Origin of the sequence: Bradyrhizobium sp. SRS-191 (assembly GCF_024586915.1) — a bacterium.
Classification (GTDB): Bacteria; Pseudomonadota; Alphaproteobacteria; order Rhizobiales; family Xanthobacteraceae; genus Bradyrhizobium.
The window spans coordinates 366,615-384,802 of the sequence record NZ_JANBVS010000003.1; the positions used below are offsets into that span (position 1 = coordinate 366,615).

Sequence of the window (18,188 nt, forward strand, 5' to 3'; positions counted from 1 at the left end):
TCCGTGCCTTAAGGCCAGCGCGGTGACAGTGAATGCGCCCTCTCCCCTTGCGGGAGAGGGCATGTATGAAGGGGCGGCAAACTCGCTTGGGTGAGGGGTATCTCTCCACGCGTGTCATTCGCGGAGAGATACCCCTCACCCAAGCGAGAACGTGGATAGGCCGGCGATGCCCTCTCCCGCAAGGGGAGAGGGCACTGTATCGCGCAGCTTCGTCAGCGGCCACGGTGCGGCTGTGCTCACCTCACGTCATGCTGCCCGGCAGGAAGCAGCGCACGTCGATGCGCAGCCCCGTGTTGAGCTCGCGATAATACACCGGCCACACCATTGTCCGTCCTGCGCGATTGGGCTCGGTCACCACGGCTTCCTCGGGAACGACCCACCACTGGCCCTCGATGCGAACGCGATAGCGGCCGTCCTTCATGTCCCAATCCATGTCCGACAGCGCCGTGCCGTCGGCATCCGAGCAGCACGGCCCCCTCCCCGAACGCAGCTTTTCGAACCAGCCCTTGAGCGGAGAGTTCGCATAGCGTCCATCGAGATCGCGCGCCGCCGCGGTGGGAATTAGCCAGGACCAAGAAGCCAGGCCCACCGCGAGAGCCGCTGCGGAAATAATCGATAAGGACGTCGACGACGGGCCGTTCATGTCCATCACCTCATTGCTCGATGCGAGAGATGCGCAATAGCTCGTCGAGTTCTGTGGCGGAACTTCGTAGTTGCGGACGTCAAATGACGCTGGTCCGCAAATTCCTGGTGTGGCCAGCGATCTCGTTCACGCCGGCCGCGGGACAATTGCCCGAGGCCAGCTAACAGCAGAGATTTGTAAACAGGCTGATCACGTATCATCATCGCAACGAAAAGGCCGGGATTGCTCCCGGCCTCGCTCGGCTCTGATTGGTCTTGATCGCGTCGGTGCCGCCGCCTCAGAATTCGGCGCGTACCTTCAGCACCGCAGACTGTTCGAGATATTGGCTGCCGACAACGGCGTTGTAGCCCAGCGAGATCGACTGCCGCTCGCCGAACGCGACCAGCTTCAACGCGGCGCCGAGTTCGGCGAGGTTGCGCTCGGGCGATGGACCCGCGGCAAAGAAGGTCGCGCCGCCGCCCGCGAAGCTCGCCGTCACGTTCTGCGCCGTGCTGCCGAATTCATGCCGCCACGCGGCGAGCGTCTCCAGGCCGAAGCCGTAGGTGGACGTGACCAGCAGCGGAACGGTGGAGCGGAGGCCGAGGTTGGAGCGCACCGAGTTGGTGGTCTGCCTGGCGACGGCGAGCGCGGCGCCGGCAGCACTGGTCTCCGTATAGGCCTGCTGATCGAGGCGCGCATAGGTGATACCGGCGAACGGCGTCAGCACGGCCTGGTCGACCCTGATGGGCATGCCGAACTCACCGCGCACCATGGTCAGCCAGCCCTTGTGGCTGCCCGCGGCGGTGTCGGTGAAGCCGGCGAAGTTGATGCGGCGCGTGGTGGTGTAGTCGACCAGCGCGATGCCGGCGGAGCCGTTGACGTACCAGGACGGCTGAACATAGGCGCCGTACACCGTGCCTTGATAGTGCTGCATGCCGACGGCATCGCCCGCAGCGGTCCGGTCGTCCATGCTGCTGGTCGCGTAGCCGAAGGCCGCGCCGATACGCGACGCGGCATCGATGCGCTGATCGATGCCGGCGACGAGGCCGCCGGTGTTACCCGTATAGCCGGCGACGCCCGCGACATCATGCTGGGACACGTTGGTGCCGATCAGGCTGCCCCAGACGGTCCGCTCCGGCTCCGGTATGATGGCGGGTGCCTTCAACGCCGGACGCGCCTTGGTCGCACCATAGGCCATCAGCATCGATGACAACGGATCGGTCTCGGATGCGAAGGCCGAGGCGACGCGCGAATTTGGCGAGGCGGCCGCCGCTGTGAGCCGGTTATCGATCTGATTCTGGAAGAGAGAGGCCGTGCTGAGCGGCACCTGCACCTGTGCGCCGTTCACGAACGGGCGCAGCTGATCAGCGGCGTTGCGCACCTCGCGGTCCGTGCCCAGGCTCTGCACCGCGCCGCCCAGGGCTTGCACCTGCGCGTTGCCGCCGGTGGAGGCGAACAGGCCGTTGAGCGCAGCGAGGCTGCCCGGGGAGATGCCGGCGATGGTCGCGGGCGACCTCACGGACGCATTCAGCAGCAGCGCTCCGGTGCTCGTGTCGGCAACGAAGCCGACCAGCGCGCTGGAAAAATCGACGTCGAGCGGCGTCGCCGACACCGCGGTCGCGACCCGGTAGACGTCGCCGTTGCGAACGATGCCCTGAAGGGTCGGCGCCACCGTTCCGGCCCCGGCGAACGTCACCGTGCCCGTGATGTTGCCGATGTTGGTCGATGGCACGCCTGCGGTGCCGCCGGGTCCGAAGATCGTCGTGCGCAGCACCGCGCCGTCGACGAGCTGCACGCCGCCAGCGCCCATGGTGACCTGCGATTTCATCAGATCGAGCGTTCCGAAATTGACGATGCTGGCGAGGCTGGTCACGCCGTCGAGCGTCAGCGCGTTGCTGCCGAGGCCGTTCTGCGCGACGACATTGCCGCTGAAGCCGCTCCCCTTGAGCAGGATGGTGTTGTTGGCGCCATCCTGATCGTTGATCACGATGTCGCCACCGAGCTTGCCGGTGTTGACGAGATTGAAGGTTCGCGCGCCGAAGAAGGTGGCGGCCTGGCTGGTGCTGCTGGCGCAGAGCGGATCGGTGGTGTTCGTACCGGCCGAGGGGCAGGCATTGCCTTGCGCATCGGAACCGGTACCGGTGCTGCGATAGGTGCCGGCCACGGTGCCGTCGACAGCCTTCGCAAACGAGCCGCGCGAGGCGCTCTGGTCGACCGAGATCGATCCCGAGATCGTGCCGCTGTTGGTGATGTCGTGCTCGCCCGAGCCGAGATAGAGGTTGCCCTGGATCAGGCCGGCATTGGCGATGACGCTGTCGCGCGGACCCGAGTTCGAGCCGCTGCCCGTCAGCGGGAAGGTCGACCCGGCGGCCAGGCCGGCCGCCGTGGTCAGCGGATTGGTGTCCAGCGCCAGGATGTCGCCCTTGATGACGCCGCTTGCGGTGTTGGTGAGCGTCAGCGCCTTGGTCTCGGTCACCGTGACGTTGCCGCTCGCGTCGAACTTGTAGAGCGGCGAATCCGGATTGCTGCCGGGGATCGTGTCGAACTCGGCGCCGGCGAAGGCGCCGATGGCCCAGTGGCCATCGTAGAATCGGCTGGCCGACGTCCAGCTGGTGTTGGCGATGGTGCCGGAGTTGGTGATCGTGGTATCGGCACGGCCATAATAAGCGGCGGCGTAGTTGCCGGTCGCCGAGATCGTGCCGCCGGCCCGGTTGTTCACGACGACGCTGTTGGTATTGTCGTCGGAATAGAGCGCCGAGATGATTGCGAGGTTCGTGCCGTTGTAGCGGGCGGTCGCGGTCGCACCGATCGAGACGCTCAGCTTGGTCGGATCGAACGTGCCGAAGAAATTCTGGGTGGCGGCGAGCGTGCCGGTGTTGTTGACCGTGAACTTGTTGACCTGACTGTCGGCGACGATGACGTGCAGCCGGCCGGCGCTGAGCTGGCTGGTGGTGAGGCTGAGCCAGCCGGCATTGTTGATGACGACGTTGTTGACCGCAGGATCCTCGGCGTTGGAGAAGTTGGCGGCGATCATGCCGCGGTCCGCGAGGCCGGTCTGGCTGTTGGTGGTCAGGTTGCGGACGGCCGTGGAATCGAGCGTGATCACTGCGGTCGGCGGATTGGGATTGTAGCCGGTCGCCGGAAATGCTGGATTCGCCGGCGTATACGCGTTGCTGCCGCTGCTCGGCGTCGCGGTCGCAGCCGCCGCATCATACACAGTGACCGCGGTGCTGATCGTGCCACTGCATGTGACGGTGATGCCGGGCGTCGTACATTCGGCCCTTGCCTCTCCCGCCACCATCCACGTCGACAACAGCACGAAACTTGCGGCGGCTGCCTCGCCGCGCTTCCTGTTCTTTGATTTCACCTGACGCCCCAACGCTACGCAATCCACTCACATCTTGTTGATGAGCGATTGTATCGAAACCTGGGCAGGAACGAGCAATGCGAAACTTTCTCAAAACGATAGGGACAAATTCCAACTAACAAACCGATTAGTCCAGCACGACAGACTAATTATGACTTCGCTCAATCCCATTTCGTACAACGCACGGCCTGGGCACAACCAGCAGGACACGCAAGCCGCCAAGCCGGCGCAAAGCCGAGGGGCGGCACGCGAGCTCCGCCACTCGCTTTATTTGGCGGCAAACGAAAAGGCCGGGATCTCTCCCGGCCTTCCTGCCACGGTGGGGGACGTTCCGTGGCGCGACGCAGCTGCGGCTATGGGGCCTTGCCGTCCCTGCGCCTTAGAACTTCGCGCGGATGCCCGCATAGGCCGCGAGCGGCATGCCCGGCACCATGCTGCGAGGATCGTTCATCGCAAACGCATTGCCACCGCCGGCGGTGTTGAAGCCGGCCGGATCGAACACGGTGCCAGCCGAGTAGTAGCGCTGGTTGAACAGGTTCTGGATCAGCCCGAACACCTCGACGTTCTTGGTCACCTGATAGGACGTGTTGACGTTGACGACCCAATAGGACGGGACCTTCGGATAGACGTTGGTCTCGTCATGCAGCAGATACTGGCTGCCGATATAGTTGACGCTGGCGCCGACCTTCCAGGCATCGGTCACGGCATATTCGGCGCCGAGCTTCAAGCGGTGCGCCGGAATGCCCGGGATGTGGTTGCCGGGGACGACGCCGACCGGCACCTTCAGGAACGGATCGTTGACGTCGAACGTGCTGCGGAACGTGGCGTCGATGAAGGTGTAGTTGGCATAGGCGGTCCACCGGTTCCAGGTCAGGTCGAGCTTGGCCTCGACACCCTGGCGCAGCGTGGTGCCGGCGTTCTTGAAGTAGCCGCGCACGGGGTTGAGCGGATCGACCACCTGGAGGATGTCGTCGGAATTCTCGGTCCGGAACAGGCTCAGGCCCCAGCGCAGCCGCCAGCCGTCATCGAGAATGGGAGCCTTGACCGGCGCCTTGCGATAGGCCGGCAGGTCGGCAGCCAGGGCCGAGCGTCCGCCGGAGATCTCGCCGCGCAGACCGCCTTCGATGGTATGCGACACCACCTGCTTCAGCGGCGGATCGGCGATCAGGAAGTTGTCGATCAGACAGGGATTGGCAGGATCGGAGCAACCGAGCTCGAGCGGCGTCGGCGCGCGGTTGGCCTCGGAGTAGCCGGCATACGCCGTCATGTTCGGCGTGATCTTGTAGGTCAGGCCGACCACCGGATTGAAGCGCTGGAAGTTGTTGTTGCTGTTGAGCAGCGGCGCGAAGCCGGTCTGGTCGCGCAGGTTGATCTGCGCCCAGTTGAAGCGGCCGCCCGCGGTCAGCGCCAACTGCGAGGTGATGTCGAAGGTATTGGTCGCGTAGACGCCGAGATAGGTGTTCTTGGCGTTCAGATTGACCGGAGCGAGGCCGGCATTGGGCTGGTCGATATAGACGCCAAGGCCGGTGACGAACAGGTTGTTGTCGATGGTGCCGAGCTCGGAGGTCGCCTGGAAGTTGGTGTTGCCGTGGTCGACGCTGGCGCCGACGACGAAGTGGTTGTCATGGCCGAACAGCTGCGTCGTCGACGTGGCCTGCAGCGAGCCGCCATAGCTGTCGGTCTTGACGGTGTTGCGGTCGATCTGGCCGAGCGCCGTGTCGGCGGCGAGCGTGTTGGCAACCGGACCGTTGCGGTTGATATCCCACTGGGTCCCCGCGGCGTCCTCGAGCACGAAGATGCCGCCCCCGTCCTCGACCTCGGTGCCGTTGCCGTCGATGCGGGACGATTTGTAGTTACGGTAATAACCGTTGGCCTGGACCGACAGCGTGTCCGTCGGCGCCCACTTCAGGCTGGCCTGCACCATCTGCATCTGCAGCCGCAGCGATTGCGGCCAGGTGTAGACGCTGGACCAGCGGTTGTTCAGCATCTCGATCGGCGTCGCCGCGACGGAGCCGAGCCTATTGTCGGCGCCGGTGAAGGACAGGTGGAATTCGGCGTTGTCACCGCGCGCACCGAAATCGGCATACATGCGCCGGACCTGCGAGGCGGACGAGAAATCGCGCCAGCCACGGTCATAGGCGCCTTCCGCCGCGATATAGGCCGAATAGGTGCCGTTGTTCCAGCCGTATTGCGCGCCCGACTGGATGCGGCCGAACGAGCCGCCGAACAGCTGGGCCTCGCCGCCCTGATAGGTGAAGCCGTTCTTCATCTCGATCGACAGCGCGCCGCCGGTGGCGTTGAGGCCGAACAGCGGGTTGTTCGGCATCAAGGTCATGCGCGCGATCGCCATCTCCGGGATCAGGTCCCAGTTGACGACGTCGCCGAACGCTTCGTTGATGCGGGTGCCGTTCTGGTAGACGGCGATGCCCTGCGGCGTGCCGAGCACCGGCGAGGCGGTCTGGCCGCGATAGTTCAGGTCGCGCTGGAACGCGTTGCCGGTCTGGTCGCTGAGGGAGACGCCGGGCACCGACTGCAGGATGCCGTCGAGCAGCGACGGGGCGCGCGTATGGTCGAGCTCCCGGGCCCCGATGGTTTCGACGTTGGACGGGATCTTGTCCTTGGCGATCTCGCTGCCTTGGACCGGCGAGACGCCGACCACATCGATGGTCTGCAAGGTCTGCTGCGCGAACGCAGCCGTAGGCAGCAACGCGCACGTCGCCAGAAGCGCGCTCTTCAGCGCCGAAAGTCGGGTCAAGACGTCCCCCAGTTTCTTATCGACGGTTCGAGCGGCCACTCACACCCCTGAGCTGCACCCCCGCCCGAATCCGGTCATTCCACACGGTTTACGAACGTTAACATTCGTAAATACCGCCCCTGTCCGCCGCAACGGGCAATATTCTTCCGTCTTCAGGGACAATCTTCCCGAATCCGGGAATCGGCGCCGATTTTGCCCCGATCCGCCCTTGGCGCCGCCGCATTGTCGCACCCGGTCCTGGTTTGCAAGGGAACCTGAATGATAGAGGACCGTCGGCGCCGCCGGCGCCCCAGGGGCAAGACCTTCATCGCAAGGCCTTCATCGGATGTATCGCGTTCTGATCGTTGACGACCATCCAGTCGTGATCACGGCCTGCCGCTGGCTGCTCAACGAGGCCGGGATCGGCAGGCTTTCGGAGGCTCATGACGCCGAAAGCGCCTATGAGTCCTATGTCCGTGACCGCCCCGATGTCGCGGTGGTCGATCTGCGCCTCCAAGGCAACGAGCGCGGCGGCATCGGCCTGATCGAGCGCATGCGCTCGCACGATCCCCGCGCGCGCATCCTGGTCTTCAGCATGCTGGGCGATCCGCGCATCGTCCGCTCCGCGATCGACGCCGGCGCCAGCGGCTATCTGCTGAAGGACGCCCCGCCTCATGAACTGCCTAAGGCGCTGGAGCAGGTCCGCGCGGGCGGCACCTATCTCGATCCCGAACTGGCGAAGCGGATTGCGCTGTTGCGAACCGACGCCGACGGAGCCGCGCTGGCCTCGATGACGCCGCGCGAGCGCCAGGCGCTCGGCTTGCTGGCGCAGGCGAAATCCTACCAGGCGATCGCCGACGAACTCGGGATCAGCTACAAGACCGTCATCAACCTGACCTACCGGTTGCGGCAGAAGCTCGGCGCCCGCAGCCTGCCCGATCTGGTTCGTCTTGCCGTGGAGATGTCGCGACCGGGGATGTGAGACGCGGTGGCTCCAGCCGGAAGCTGCGGAGGCACGCTCGGTCTCATGGGACGGCAGAAACAACGCGGCCTGCGGCGGTCTCCCGACGCAGGCCCAGGTCGTCAGGTCCGATCAGGACCACGTCTTACTTCACGAGCTTGGCCACCGCCTTCAGCTCTTTCGAGTCGAGCGTGCCGTCATTGTCCGGATCGGCGGCCTTGAAGCGGCCCTCGACCAGCGCGAGATATTCGTCCTTGGTCAGGGTGCCGTCATTGTCCGGGTCGGCCGCCTTCAGATCCTTGGCCGAGATGCGGCCGCGCAGCTCCTTGGCATCGAGCGTGCCGTCTTTGTCGCGATCCAGGCGATCGAACAGCGCGGCGGCGGCCGTACGGACCTCGCTCATGTCGGCGGTGCCGTCCTTGTCCGGATCGATCGAGGTCAGCAGCTTGGAAGCGGCCGGCGCGCTCGCTGCCATGGCCGGGGTGCCGACAATCGTTGCCATGCCGACGGCCGCAGCCGTCATCATCAGTTTCCAATTCATCGAGTTGATCCTTTGTCTCCGCCGTCCGACGGGGCGGCGATGAATGGTGCGATTGCAATGTGAGCGAGCATCGTCCACTTCGCAGGCGACGCGAGACGCACCTGTCTGAACTATGTGAGCCCTGGTAATTTCGCAAGTGCAACAGGGCGACGGTCGGGAAATTACTGAACGTCGGCCAGGATCAGAACCTCGGACCGTGCAGGAAATATCTCCCGGGTCGGTCGCGACGGGGTGCCGTGTCAGGGTCCGATTCCCCCGTCCCGCGGACCTCTGCTCGGGCGTTGGTCGTAACCTGGTGTCCGCGCTTGGCGTGGCGAACCCGCTTCACCGCGCCGGTCGCTTGCCGATCCTCATTCGCCGGCCCGACCGCCGCAACCTCCGCATTGTGCTTCCGATTCCGGACGGTCTTTCTCCGCGCGCAATTCGTCCCGGCCGCGTTGGCGCATGGCGTTTTCGTCGAGCTTCTCCCGACTTGCGTCTCATTCCACCAGGCCTTCAGGTCTTCCCACTTCAGCGCGTCGCGGGCGAAGGCCGGCTCCATGGGAATCGAAGCCGACAGAGCCACGGCCATGATCGCCAGCCACGTGGCAAGCCGGGAGGAAAAACGGCGACGATGGTCATTGGCGTGCGTCACGTGCGCATCCGATCGCGGCTTGTCTGACTGTGAGCAGCTCATGCTGCAATGCATGTTGTCCATTGCCATATGACCTCAATGTGTTTGCAACGCGCCACATTCAGCGCCGTGCTGAGATTCATTTGCGAATAGGCCGCCACAATCTTTCGGTCAAAAACTCCTGTCTGGCTTGCCAAAACATCCCTATTGCTGCCCGCGCAATCAACGAGCTGACAATTGAGGCAACAAGCAACTAATCGTTTCCCGATTGTGTCACCATTCAGCCGGCCCCCCCGCATGTTTTCGCCGCGCGCAGCCGTTAGCTCCTTCACCAAGGGAGCATGGGGACAATGCAAACGAGTCGCGGCGGCGAACGCGGGGGACGAACGAGGCGGCTGATGATCGCAGCCGCATTCGTGCTCGCGCCAGCGGTTGCATTTGCCGAGGAGATCCAGGGCAACGACCCCGCCTCGCCTGGTCACTTCCAGGTCGAGCAGCGCTTCGGCTACGTCACGACCTTCAATCCGCAGCAGCAGAACAACGGCCGCCGCGCCACGCAGCGCGCGCTCACCGGCGAGACCGAGATCGGCTACTCGCCGACCGAGTGGTACGAGATCGCGCTGACCTCGCCTTACGCCATCGCGCGCGCCAACGTGCCGATGGCCATGGGCAACGTGATGGACAATGGCGTGCCCGGCTACTCATTCCAGTCCGGCGGCGTCACCATCCGCCAGACCTTCATCCAGGGCGACCGGCTCGAGCGCACGGTCTTTCTCGGCCTGGTGTCGCGCACCATCCTCGCGCCGCAGGGCGGCCTCACACCGGATCTCTGGGTCGCCAACAAGGCCGGTGCGGGCCAACCGGGGGCGCCGCGCTTCGTGCAGGAGGCGACGCCACGGGTGGCGCAGATGTTCACGCCGATCGTCGGCGTCAATCTGCCCAACGATTATCAGCTGATCTTCAACGCCAACATGACCTTCGGCATAGACGGCGCCGGCTCGGCCTTCGAACCGTCGGTGCGCTTCGTCAAGCGATTGAACGACCGCTGGACCGTCGGCATCGAGCATTTCTCCAATCTCGGGCCGATCGGCCACATCCTGCCGTGGAATCAGCAGATGCAGACGCTCTATGCCGTCGCCGACACCCGCTTCAAGGGCTTCGAGTTCAGCTTCGGCGTCGGCTACGGCCTCACCAACGCCTCACGCGGCCTCGCGATCAAAACCAGCATCGGCAAAGATTTTTGACGTGCATCGGCGCGCCGCCTCTCGTCCCCGGAAAAATCAGAAAAGGACCTTCATCATGCGTCGCCTTCTCTCCGCCTGCGCGCTTCTCGTCCTGGCCGGCACGGCCGCCTCGGCCGAGGACGGCCCGCGCTTCCTCAACCGCACCGGACAGACCATCGTGAAGATGTATCTGGCCGCAGCCGGCACCAAGAGCTGGGGCGCCGACCAGTGCAAGAACGACGACGAAGGCATGGTCGACCACAACGAGCGCATGACCCTGGTCGGCGTGAAGTCTGGTCGCTACGACATCAAGCTGTCCGAACAAGGCGGCCGCACCTGCATCGCCAAGAACATCGAGCTCAAGGAAGGCGCGCAATTCGTCGTGCGCGACACCGATCTCACCGAGTGCAGCAAGTAGGAGAACGGCGCGCCCCATGGGCAGCCGGGCGGCGCGCCGCCCTGGATCATGATGCGTTTTGGCGAACACGCATCATGATCTCATCTCTTTGTTCGAGCAGGATCGTCCGGAAACCAGTTTCGACCTTTCCGGATCATGCTCTAGCGCGGCCGCAGATTCAGCGGCACGGTGCGCGAGACCTGCGCCTGCGTCATCGCGGGAGGAAAGCGTGGGAACGGCGCCGCGCGTTCGATGATCGCCATCGCCGCACGATCCAGCGCCGGAGAGCCCGAGCTGCCGGCGAGGCGGCGTGACAGCAGCCGGCCGTTGCGATCGACGACCACACCCACCATGACGGTACCGCTCGCGCCGTTGCCGTCGGACGGATAGGCGGCAGCGCGGCGAATGGAAGCCGCCACCTCGGCATTCCAGCTCGCCTGGGCCTCGCGGGCACCGACGCTGTTCTCGCCGGGATTCGGCGCCGAGGCGACACGCGATGGACGGGCCGCGGCAGCCGGTGCAGCCGGTTTCGGCGGCGCGGACCTCTTCTCAGCCTTCTCCTTGGTGTCCTTGTGGTCGACCGGCTTGCGCTCGACGCGCTCGGGCGCAGGAGCCGGCTTGGGCTCCGGCGGCTTCGCCTCGACCGGTTTCGGCGGCGGTGGCGGCGGCAACACGACGTCGTCGGCACGCGGCGGCTCGGGGGCGAGCGCGACCTGAGGCGCTGGATCGGGCGATGGCATCACCTCCGGCACAGGCTCCGGCTGCGCGGTCACCTGCGGTTCGGGGACAGGCTGAACTTGAGGCACCGGCTCTGCGGCAGCCTCACGCGCGACGGGCTCTTCCTTCGCCGGCTCTTCCTTCGGCGGCTCGGCCTGCGGGGCCGGATCCACCGGGGCATCCTGCGCGACTGGGGCCGGCTCGCTCACCACCGCGGGCGTGAACACGACATCGAAGGCCTCAGCCTGTGCGCGTCCCTCCGGCGCGGGTCGCAGCAACAGATAACCGGCCGCAAGGCCGATATGCAGGCCCGCCACCACCAACGCGGCAACGGTCCACAGCGTCCGCTCGCGGCGCTCCTCGTGGTCGAATGGATCGAGCGCGAGAACGCTCACTGCGCACCCCGGTCTTCCAAGGCAACCAGCGCGACTTTCGTGTAGCCGGCGCGGCGCAGGGTGTTCATCAGCGCCATCACCTCACCATAGGGCAACGTCTGGTCGGCACGCAGCAGCACGCGCTGGCCGTGGTCGGACTTGGTTGCTGCATCGAGCGAAGCCGCAATTTCCCCCTGCGCAACGCTCTGGTCGCCGACGGCGAGCGAGCGGTCGGCCTTGAAGGTCACGAACACCGGCGTCTCCGCGCGCGGCTGCGGCTCGGCCGAGATCGCCGGCAGATTGACCGGAATGTCGACGGTGGCGAGCGGCGCCGCCACCATGAAGATGATCAGGAGCACCAGCATCACGTCGATGAACGGCGTCACGTTGATGTCGTGCGTCTCCTCGAACTCGTCGGGACGCTTGGCGAGCTTGACCGCCATGGCTCACTCCGCCGGGTTGACGATCGACATCAGCGGCGCGTCGACCGCGCGGATGGCGCTGCGCCGGGCTTCCGCGGGACCGGCGTGCTGACGGTCGAGATCGCGGCTGAGCAGGCGCATCACCGCGACCGAGGCATCGGCGATGACGGCGCGATAGCCGCCGGTGGCGCGCGCGAACAGATTGTAGATGACGACGGCGGGGATCGCCGCAGCAAGGCCGAAGGCGGTCGCGAGCAGCGCCTCGGCGATTCCAGGTGCGACCACTGCAAGGTTGGTCGTATGCGCATGCGAGATGCCGATGAAGCTGTTCATGATGCCCCAGACGGTGCCGAACAGGCCCACGAACGGCCCGACCGCGCCGACGGTGGCGAGAAGTCCGATCCCGCGCCCGATCCGCGCCACGGCGCCGGCCTCGATGCGCTCGAACTGCCAGGCCACGCGCTCCTTGATGCCGTCGGCCGGAAGACCGCGCGACTTGTCGATCTCGTCCTCGGCGACGGCGAGCAGCCGGCCGACCACGCCGCCGTCGGCGGAAACCCGTCCCGCGGCATCCGGCAGCGCGCGCGCCGCCATTGCGATGCCAAGCGCGCCGCGCGCCGTGCGCAGTGCGGAGCGCAGCTGGATCGTCTTGACCACGAGAACGGTCCAGGTCGCGACCGACGCCAGAGCCAGCCCGATCATGACCGCCTTTACGACGATGTCGGCCTGCATAAACATGGTCCAGGGCGACAACGCTTCCGGCAGCGTGCTCGCGAGACTGGCGATGTGCGCCTGATCCATGGCCGTACTCCCTCGATGGCCCCGTGATTGGTGATCGCGATTCAGCGCGGATCGCATAGAGCGACGCCGGATCGTGCCGAGGCCTTGTTGTTTCGCGTCGTTGGGGCAAAGTCGCGGCAAAGACCACGACATTCCGATCTTGAAACAGTGCCGCCTGTCCCGATCGGCTTCAAGGCACTTCCGCCGTGGAAGTTGTCCCATGTAAACCGGGAAAAATTCCCGATTGGAACGGGAGGTGCCCGCGGGCACGGCAAAAGAAAAGGCCGGGATCGCTCCCGGCCTCAGGTGATTGGACCGCCCGGTCGAGCCGGGCGATCCCTTTGACAAGCTGCTTACTTACTTGCTTACTTGGCTTCGGCGCGCTTCGGCGGGGTCGCCGGCCACGACTTGATCAGGGTGTCGTAGTCGATCGTCTCGCCCTTCGGCTTCTCGTTCGCGAGCTTGCGCTGCGGAGCGATGTTGCCGTCCTTGGCCGACTTGTTGAACCAGTACTCGGCCGATTCCTTCTTGTTCAGCTTCGGACCGCAGTCACCCTGGACCTTGGACTTCTCGAGACGCTCGAGGACGGAGTCCTGGGCGGCCGCGAGCGCGTCCATCGCCTGCTGCGGGGTCTTCGCACCGGACGACGCATCGCCGATGTTCTGCCACCACAGCTGCGCGAGCTTCGGATAGTCGGGCACGTTGTTGCCGGTGGGAGTCCACTGCACGCGCGCGGGCGAGCGATAGAACTCGATCAGGCCGCCGAGCTTCGGCGCACGCTCGGTGAACGACTTGTCCCAGATGTCGGATTCACGGATGAAGGTGAGACCGACATGGCTCTTCTTCAGCGACACCGTCTTGGAGACGATGAACTGCTGATAGAGCCAGGCCGCCTTGCGGCGGTCGACCGGGGTCGACTTCAGCAGCGTCAGCGAGCCGACGTCCTGATAGCCGAGCTTCATGCCTTCCTTCCAATACGAGCCGTGCGGCGACGGGGCCATGCGCCATTTCGGCGTGCCGTCGGCGTTCATCACCGGCAGGCCGGGCTTGACCATGTCGGCGGTGAAGGCGGTGTACCAGAAGATCTGCTGAGCGACGTTGCCCTGCGACGGCACCGGACCCGACTCGGAGAAGGTCATGCCCTGCGCCTGCGGCGGGGCATACTTCTTCATCCAGTCGAGATATTTGGTGATCGAATAGACCGCGGCCGGACCGTTGACGTCGCCGCCACGCTCGACCGAGGAGCCGACCGGACGGCAGCCTTCCATGCGGATGCCCCATTCGTCGACCGGCAGACCGTTCGGCAGGCCCTTGTCGCCGTTGCCGGCCATCGACAGCCAGGCGTCAGTGAAGCGCCAGCCGAGCGACGGGTCCTTCTTGCCGTAGTCCATGTGGCCATAGACCTTGACGCCGTTGATTTCCTTGATGTCGTTGGTGAAGAAATCAGCGATGTCCTCATAGGCCGACCAGTTCACGGGCACGCCGAGATCGTAGCCGTACTTGGCCTTGAACTTGGCCTTGTAGTCCGGATTGGTGAACCAGTCGTAGCGGAACCAATAGAGGTTCGCGAACTGCTGGTCCGGCAGCTGATAGAGATGGCCGTTCGGCGCCGAAGTGAAGGACGTTCCGATGAAGTCCTTGACGTCGAGCATCGGGTTGGTGACGTCCTTGGCCTCGCCCGCCATCCACTCCGTCAGGTCGACGGCCTGGCCGTAGCGGAAGTGGGTGCCGATGAAGTCGGAATCGTTGATCCAGCCGTCATAGACGTTCTTGCCAGACTGCATCTGGGTCTGGATCTTCTCGACGACGTCACCTTCCTGGATGATGTCGTGCTTGACCTTGATGCCGGTGATTTCCTCGAACGCCTTGGCCAGCGTCTTGGCTTCGTATTCGTGCGTGGTCAGCGTCTCGGAGACGAAATTGATCTCCATGCCCTTGAAGGGTTGCGCGGCCTTGATGAACCACTGCATCTCCTTCATCTGGTCGTCCTTCGAGAGCGTGGACGGCTGGAATTCGGAGTCGATCCATTTCTTGGCAGCAGCCTCGTCGGCTCGCGCCGGCGCGGTGACCGCGGCAGACGCCGCCATCAGCGCAACCGCGCTCGTCATCATCCAGGCCCTTGCCCTCGTCGCAGGCCCGTTCCTTACCGGCAGATGTCGCATGGTGTTCCTCCGTTGCAGCGACTGACTTTTTTCAGGCCCGGGTTGCCCCCGGATCTGCTCGTTCCCGTTTGCTCAGACGATGCGAAAGATCGCAACGGCCGAGGCAAGCGAAACCACGGTTGCGAGCCACAGGCTCGAAATCTCGTATCCTTCCTCGCCGACCGGCAAGGTCGCAATCGTATCGGTGCCGACAAGGCCGATCCATGCAAGATGGATGACGGCAGCCAGGATCAGCGAAATGAACAGGCGGTCGCCGCGCGTAGTCGGAATGCGCAGCACGCCGACCCGCTCGACCTCAGGATAGCGCGCGGCGAGCAGGGTCATGACGGCAAGCGTGCAGGCGAGCGCCACGAAGAAGATCGCCGTCGGCAGCGTCCAGGCCATCCATGCGAGACTATCCATGGCGAGCAGCTCCAGGCTTCACAACCGACGAATGATGACCGAGCGTGCCGCTGGCAATTTGCTTCATCATCATCACACCCGCCCCAGCGCGAAGCCGCGCGCGATGTAGTTGCGGACGAACCAGATCACCAGCGCGCCCGGGATGATGGTCAGCACGCCGGCGGCGGCGAGCAGGCCCCAGTCCATGCCGGCGGCCGACACGGTTCGCGTCATGATCGCCGAGATCGGCTTGGCCTCGGTCGCGGTCAGCGTGCGCGCCAGCAACAGCTCGACCCAGGAGAACATGAAGCAGAAGAACGCCGCCACGCCGATGCCGCTGGCGATCAGCGGCACCAGGATCTTGATGAAGAAGCGCGGAAAGGAATAGCCGTCGAGAAACGCCGTCTCGTCGATCTCGCGCGGCACCGACGAGACGAAGCCCTCGAGAATCCAGACCGCGAGCGGGATGTTGAAGATGCAATGCGCCAGCGCCACCGCCCAGGGCGTATCGAACAGCCCGATCGCCGAATAGAGATTGAAGAAGGGCAGCGCATAGACCGCAGCCGGCGCCATGCGGTTCGACAACAGCCAGAAGAACAGATGCTTGTCGCCGAGGAAGCGGTAGCGCGCAAAGGCATAGGCCGCCGGCAGCGCGACGGCGATCGAGATCACCGTGTTGATCACGACGTATTTCAGCGAGTTGATGTAGCCGGAATACCAGCTCTCGTCGGTGAAGATGCGCATGTAGTTCGCGATGGTCGGCTGATGCGGCCACAGCGTCATGGTCGAGACGATCTCGGTGTTGGTCTTGAAGCTCATGTTGACGAGCCAGTAGATCGGCAACAGCAGGAAGACTAGGAACAGCGAGATGATAAGGCGACGGCCCGGAATGGTGTTCATCACGCGCCCCCTTCCACCGGCCGGCGCTCGGCGCCGGCATTGGTCATGATGGTGTAGAATACCCAGCAGACGATCAGGATGATCAGATTGTAGACCAGCGACAGCGCAGCCGCTTTGCCCAGATCGAACTGGCCGAGCGCGATCTTGACCAGCTCGATCGAAATGAAGGTGGTGGAATTACCCGGCCCGCCGCCGGTGACCACGAACGGCTCGGTATAGATCATGAAGCTGTCCATGAAGCGCAGCAGCACGGCGATCAGCAGCACGCGATGCATCTTTGGCAGCTGGATTGCCTTGAACACCGCCCAACGCGAGGCGCCGTCGATCTGCGCCGCCTGATAGTAGGCGTCCGGGATCGATTTGAGGCCGGAGTAGCACAGCAGCGCCACAAGGCTGGTCCAGTGCCAGACATCCATCAGGATGACGGTGAACCAGGCATCAGCCTCGTTGGAGACGTAGTTGTAGTCGAGGCCGATGTGGTTGAGCACATAGCCGAACAGGCCAATGTCGGGACGCCCGAAGATCTGCCAGATGGTTCCGACCACGTTCCACGGAATGAGCAGCGGCAAGGCCAGCACCACCAGTGTGAACGCCACCGTCCAGCCCTGCCGCGGCATGGCCAGCGCAACCACGATGCCGAGCGGGACTTCGATGGCGAGAATGGCGGCGGAAAAGATCAGGTTGCGCCACAGCGAAGCGAGGAAGCGGCCGCCGAGATCGGTCGAGGGATCGAGCAGTTCCTTGAACCAGCCGACGCCGTTCCAGAAGAACTGGTTGTTGCCGAAGGTGTCCTGCATCGAATAGTTCACCACCGTCATCAGCGGCAGGATCGCGGAGAACGCGACCAGCAGGAAGACGGGCAGCACCAGGAACCAGGCCTTGTTGTTGATGGTCTTGTCCATCACTCAGGCTCCCTCGACCAGACGGCTGTCGGCATAGACGTGAACATAGGCCGGATTGAACTTCAGTCCGATCGCCGAGCCCGATGGCGAGAAGCCGGCCGGCAGCCGCGCGGCGAACTTGACGTCGCCGACGCGCACGCGCGCGAAGCGGATGCGGCCGAGATCGTCGACGCGCTCGATGTTGGCGTCGAGCAGCCCCGGCCCGGGGGCTGCGACATCGACGAATTCCGGGCGCACGCCGATCTCGATCTTGGCGCCGGCCGGCAGCGCGTCGTAGCTGCGCGCCAGCGTGAGCGTGTGCCCGTCGATCCGCGCCTCGCGCCCTTTCACCTCGGCGGAGAGGATATTCATGCCCGGCGAGCCGATGAAATAGCCGACGAAGGTGTGGGCCGGCTTGTCGAACAATTCCGCCGGCGTGCCGCTCTGCACGACCCGGCCGTCATGCATGACGACGACGGTGTCGGCGAAGGTCAGCGCTTCGGTCTGGTCGTGGGTGACGTAGATCATCGTGAGGTCGAGCTCGCGATGCAGCGCCTTCAGCTTCGAGCGCAGCTGCCATTTCAGCTCGGGATCGATCACCGTCAGCGGCTCGTCGAACAGCACAGCGGCGACGTCGGAGCGCACCAGGCCGCGGCCGAGCGAGATCTTCTGCTTGGCATCCGCCGTGAGCCGCGTCGCCTTGCGATTGAGGTCCGGCGTGAGGTCCAGAAGACGCGCGATCTCGGCGACGCGCTTGTCGATCTCGGCCTTGGGCACGCCGCGGTTCTTCAGCGGGAAGGCCAGGTTCTCGCCGACCGTCATCGTGTCGTAGATGACCGGGAACTGGAATACCTGCGCGATGTTGCGCTCGCGGGTCGAGCGCTGCGTGATGTCGGTGCCGTCGAACAGGATCTTGCCGTGCGAGGGCGTGAGGATGCCGGAGATCAGGTTCAACAGCGTGGTCTTGCCGCAACCGGACGGACCGAGCAGCGCATAGGCGCCGCCCTGACGCCAAGTCATCGTCACCGGCTTCAGCGCGTAGCTCTCGACATCACTGCCATTGCCGTAGGAGTGGGCGAGACCTTCGAGGTCAATGCGGGCCATGCGGCATCT

At 64.8% G+C, this 18,188-nt stretch carries 15 protein-coding genes; 3 read left to right on the forward strand and 12 right to left on the reverse strand.

Translation table 11 applies throughout. The features are described from left to right. Nucleotides 1-241: 241 nt before the first annotated feature. From NLR35_RS08445 to NLR35_RS08455, 3 genes are all read right to left on the reverse strand, one after another. On the reverse strand, nucleotides 242-649 hold the full coding sequence (locus tag NLR35_RS08445; RefSeq protein WP_257166165.1) for a hypothetical protein: 408 nt from the start codon (nucleotides 647-649) through the stop codon (nucleotides 242-244). A gap of 271 nt (nucleotides 650-920) precedes the next feature. Continuing rightward, the gene (locus NLR35_RS08450; RefSeq protein ID WP_257166081.1) at nucleotides 921-3,989 is read right to left on the reverse strand and encodes an autotransporter outer membrane beta-barrel domain-containing protein; all 3,069 of its coding nucleotides are present in this window, start codon (nucleotides 3,987-3,989) and stop codon (nucleotides 921-923) included. Between the two features lie 379 nt (nucleotides 3,990-4,368). Continuing rightward, nucleotides 4,369-6,744: a TonB-dependent receptor gene (locus tag NLR35_RS08455; RefSeq protein WP_257166082.1), complete on the reverse strand. Its 2,376-nt coding sequence runs from the start codon at nucleotides 6,742-6,744 to the stop codon at nucleotides 4,369-4,371. A 325-nt stretch (nucleotides 6,745-7,069) separates the two neighbouring features. Between NLR35_RS08455 and NLR35_RS08460 the strand changes: the two genes are divergently transcribed. Further along, nucleotides 7,070-7,705, forward strand: a complete 636-nt coding sequence (locus NLR35_RS08460; RefSeq protein WP_257166083.1) for a response regulator transcription factor — start codon at nucleotides 7,070-7,072, stop codon at nucleotides 7,703-7,705. A 124-nt stretch (nucleotides 7,706-7,829) separates the two neighbouring features. Here the strand turns inward: NLR35_RS08460 and NLR35_RS08465 are convergent, their stop codons facing one another. Next, nucleotides 7,830-8,186: an EF-hand domain-containing protein gene (locus tag NLR35_RS08465; RefSeq protein WP_257166166.1), complete on the reverse strand. Its 357-nt coding sequence runs from the start codon at nucleotides 8,184-8,186 to the stop codon at nucleotides 7,830-7,832. A gap of 1,050 nt (nucleotides 8,187-9,236) precedes the next feature. Between NLR35_RS08465 and NLR35_RS08470 the strand changes: the two genes are divergently transcribed. Beyond that, nucleotides 9,237-10,082: a hypothetical protein gene (locus tag NLR35_RS08470; RefSeq protein ID WP_257166084.1), complete on the forward strand. Its 846-nt coding sequence runs from the start codon at nucleotides 9,237-9,239 to the stop codon at nucleotides 10,080-10,082. A gap of 55 nt (nucleotides 10,083-10,137) precedes the next feature. Beyond that, nucleotides 10,138-10,479, forward strand: coding sequence for a hypothetical protein (locus tag NLR35_RS08475; protein ID WP_257166085.1), 342 nt, complete (start codon nucleotides 10,138-10,140; stop codon nucleotides 10,477-10,479). Between the two features lie 140 nt (nucleotides 10,480-10,619). Here the strand turns inward: NLR35_RS08475 and NLR35_RS08480 are convergent, their stop codons facing one another. The 8 genes from NLR35_RS08480 to NLR35_RS08515 all read right to left on the reverse strand — a co-directional run bounded on the left by NLR35_RS08480 (nucleotide 10,620) and on the right by NLR35_RS08515 (nucleotide 18,179). Continuing rightward, nucleotides 10,620-11,570, reverse strand: coding sequence for a TonB family protein (locus tag NLR35_RS08480; protein ID WP_257166086.1), 951 nt, complete (start codon nucleotides 11,568-11,570; stop codon nucleotides 10,620-10,622). Then, nucleotides 11,567-11,992 (reverse strand): TonB system transport protein ExbD, encoded by a 426-nt coding sequence (exbD, locus tag NLR35_RS08485; RefSeq protein WP_257166087.1) that lies wholly within the window; start codon nucleotides 11,990-11,992, stop codon nucleotides 11,567-11,569. Before exbD ends, NLR35_RS08480 begins: the two co-directional genes overlap by 4 nt. Nucleotides 11,993-11,995: 3 nt before the next feature. Further along, a complete protein-coding gene (gene exbB, locus NLR35_RS08490) occupies nucleotides 11,996-12,772 on the reverse strand; it encodes a tonB-system energizer ExbB (RefSeq protein WP_257166088.1) in 777 nt (258 codons plus the stop codon). Between the two features lie 344 nt (nucleotides 12,773-13,116). Next, entirely contained in the window at nucleotides 13,117-14,859 is a 1,743-nt protein-coding gene (locus NLR35_RS08495; RefSeq protein WP_257166089.1) for an ABC transporter substrate-binding protein, read from the reverse strand. 126 nt (nucleotides 14,860-14,985) lie between these two features. Beyond that, a complete protein-coding gene (locus NLR35_RS08500) occupies nucleotides 14,986-15,315 on the reverse strand; it encodes a DUF2160 domain-containing protein (RefSeq protein WP_257166090.1) in 330 nt (109 codons plus the stop codon). Between the two features lie 72 nt (nucleotides 15,316-15,387). Next, nucleotides 15,388-16,194 carry a carbohydrate ABC transporter permease gene (locus NLR35_RS08505; protein WP_257166091.1) on the reverse strand — a complete coding sequence of 269 codons (807 nt, stop codon included), beginning with the start codon at nucleotides 16,192-16,194 and terminating at the stop codon, nucleotides 15,388-15,390. Beyond that, a complete protein-coding gene (locus NLR35_RS08510) occupies nucleotides 16,194-17,096 on the reverse strand; it encodes a carbohydrate ABC transporter permease (RefSeq protein WP_257166092.1) in 903 nt (300 codons plus the stop codon). The genes NLR35_RS08505 and NLR35_RS08510 overlap by 1 nt, the downstream gene beginning before the upstream one ends. Nucleotides 17,097-17,099: 3 nt before the next feature. Then, nucleotides 17,100-18,179, reverse strand: a complete 1,080-nt coding sequence (locus tag NLR35_RS08515; protein WP_257166093.1) for an ABC transporter ATP-binding protein — start codon at nucleotides 18,177-18,179, stop codon at nucleotides 17,100-17,102. Between the last annotated feature and the right edge of the window lie 9 nt (nucleotides 18,180-18,188).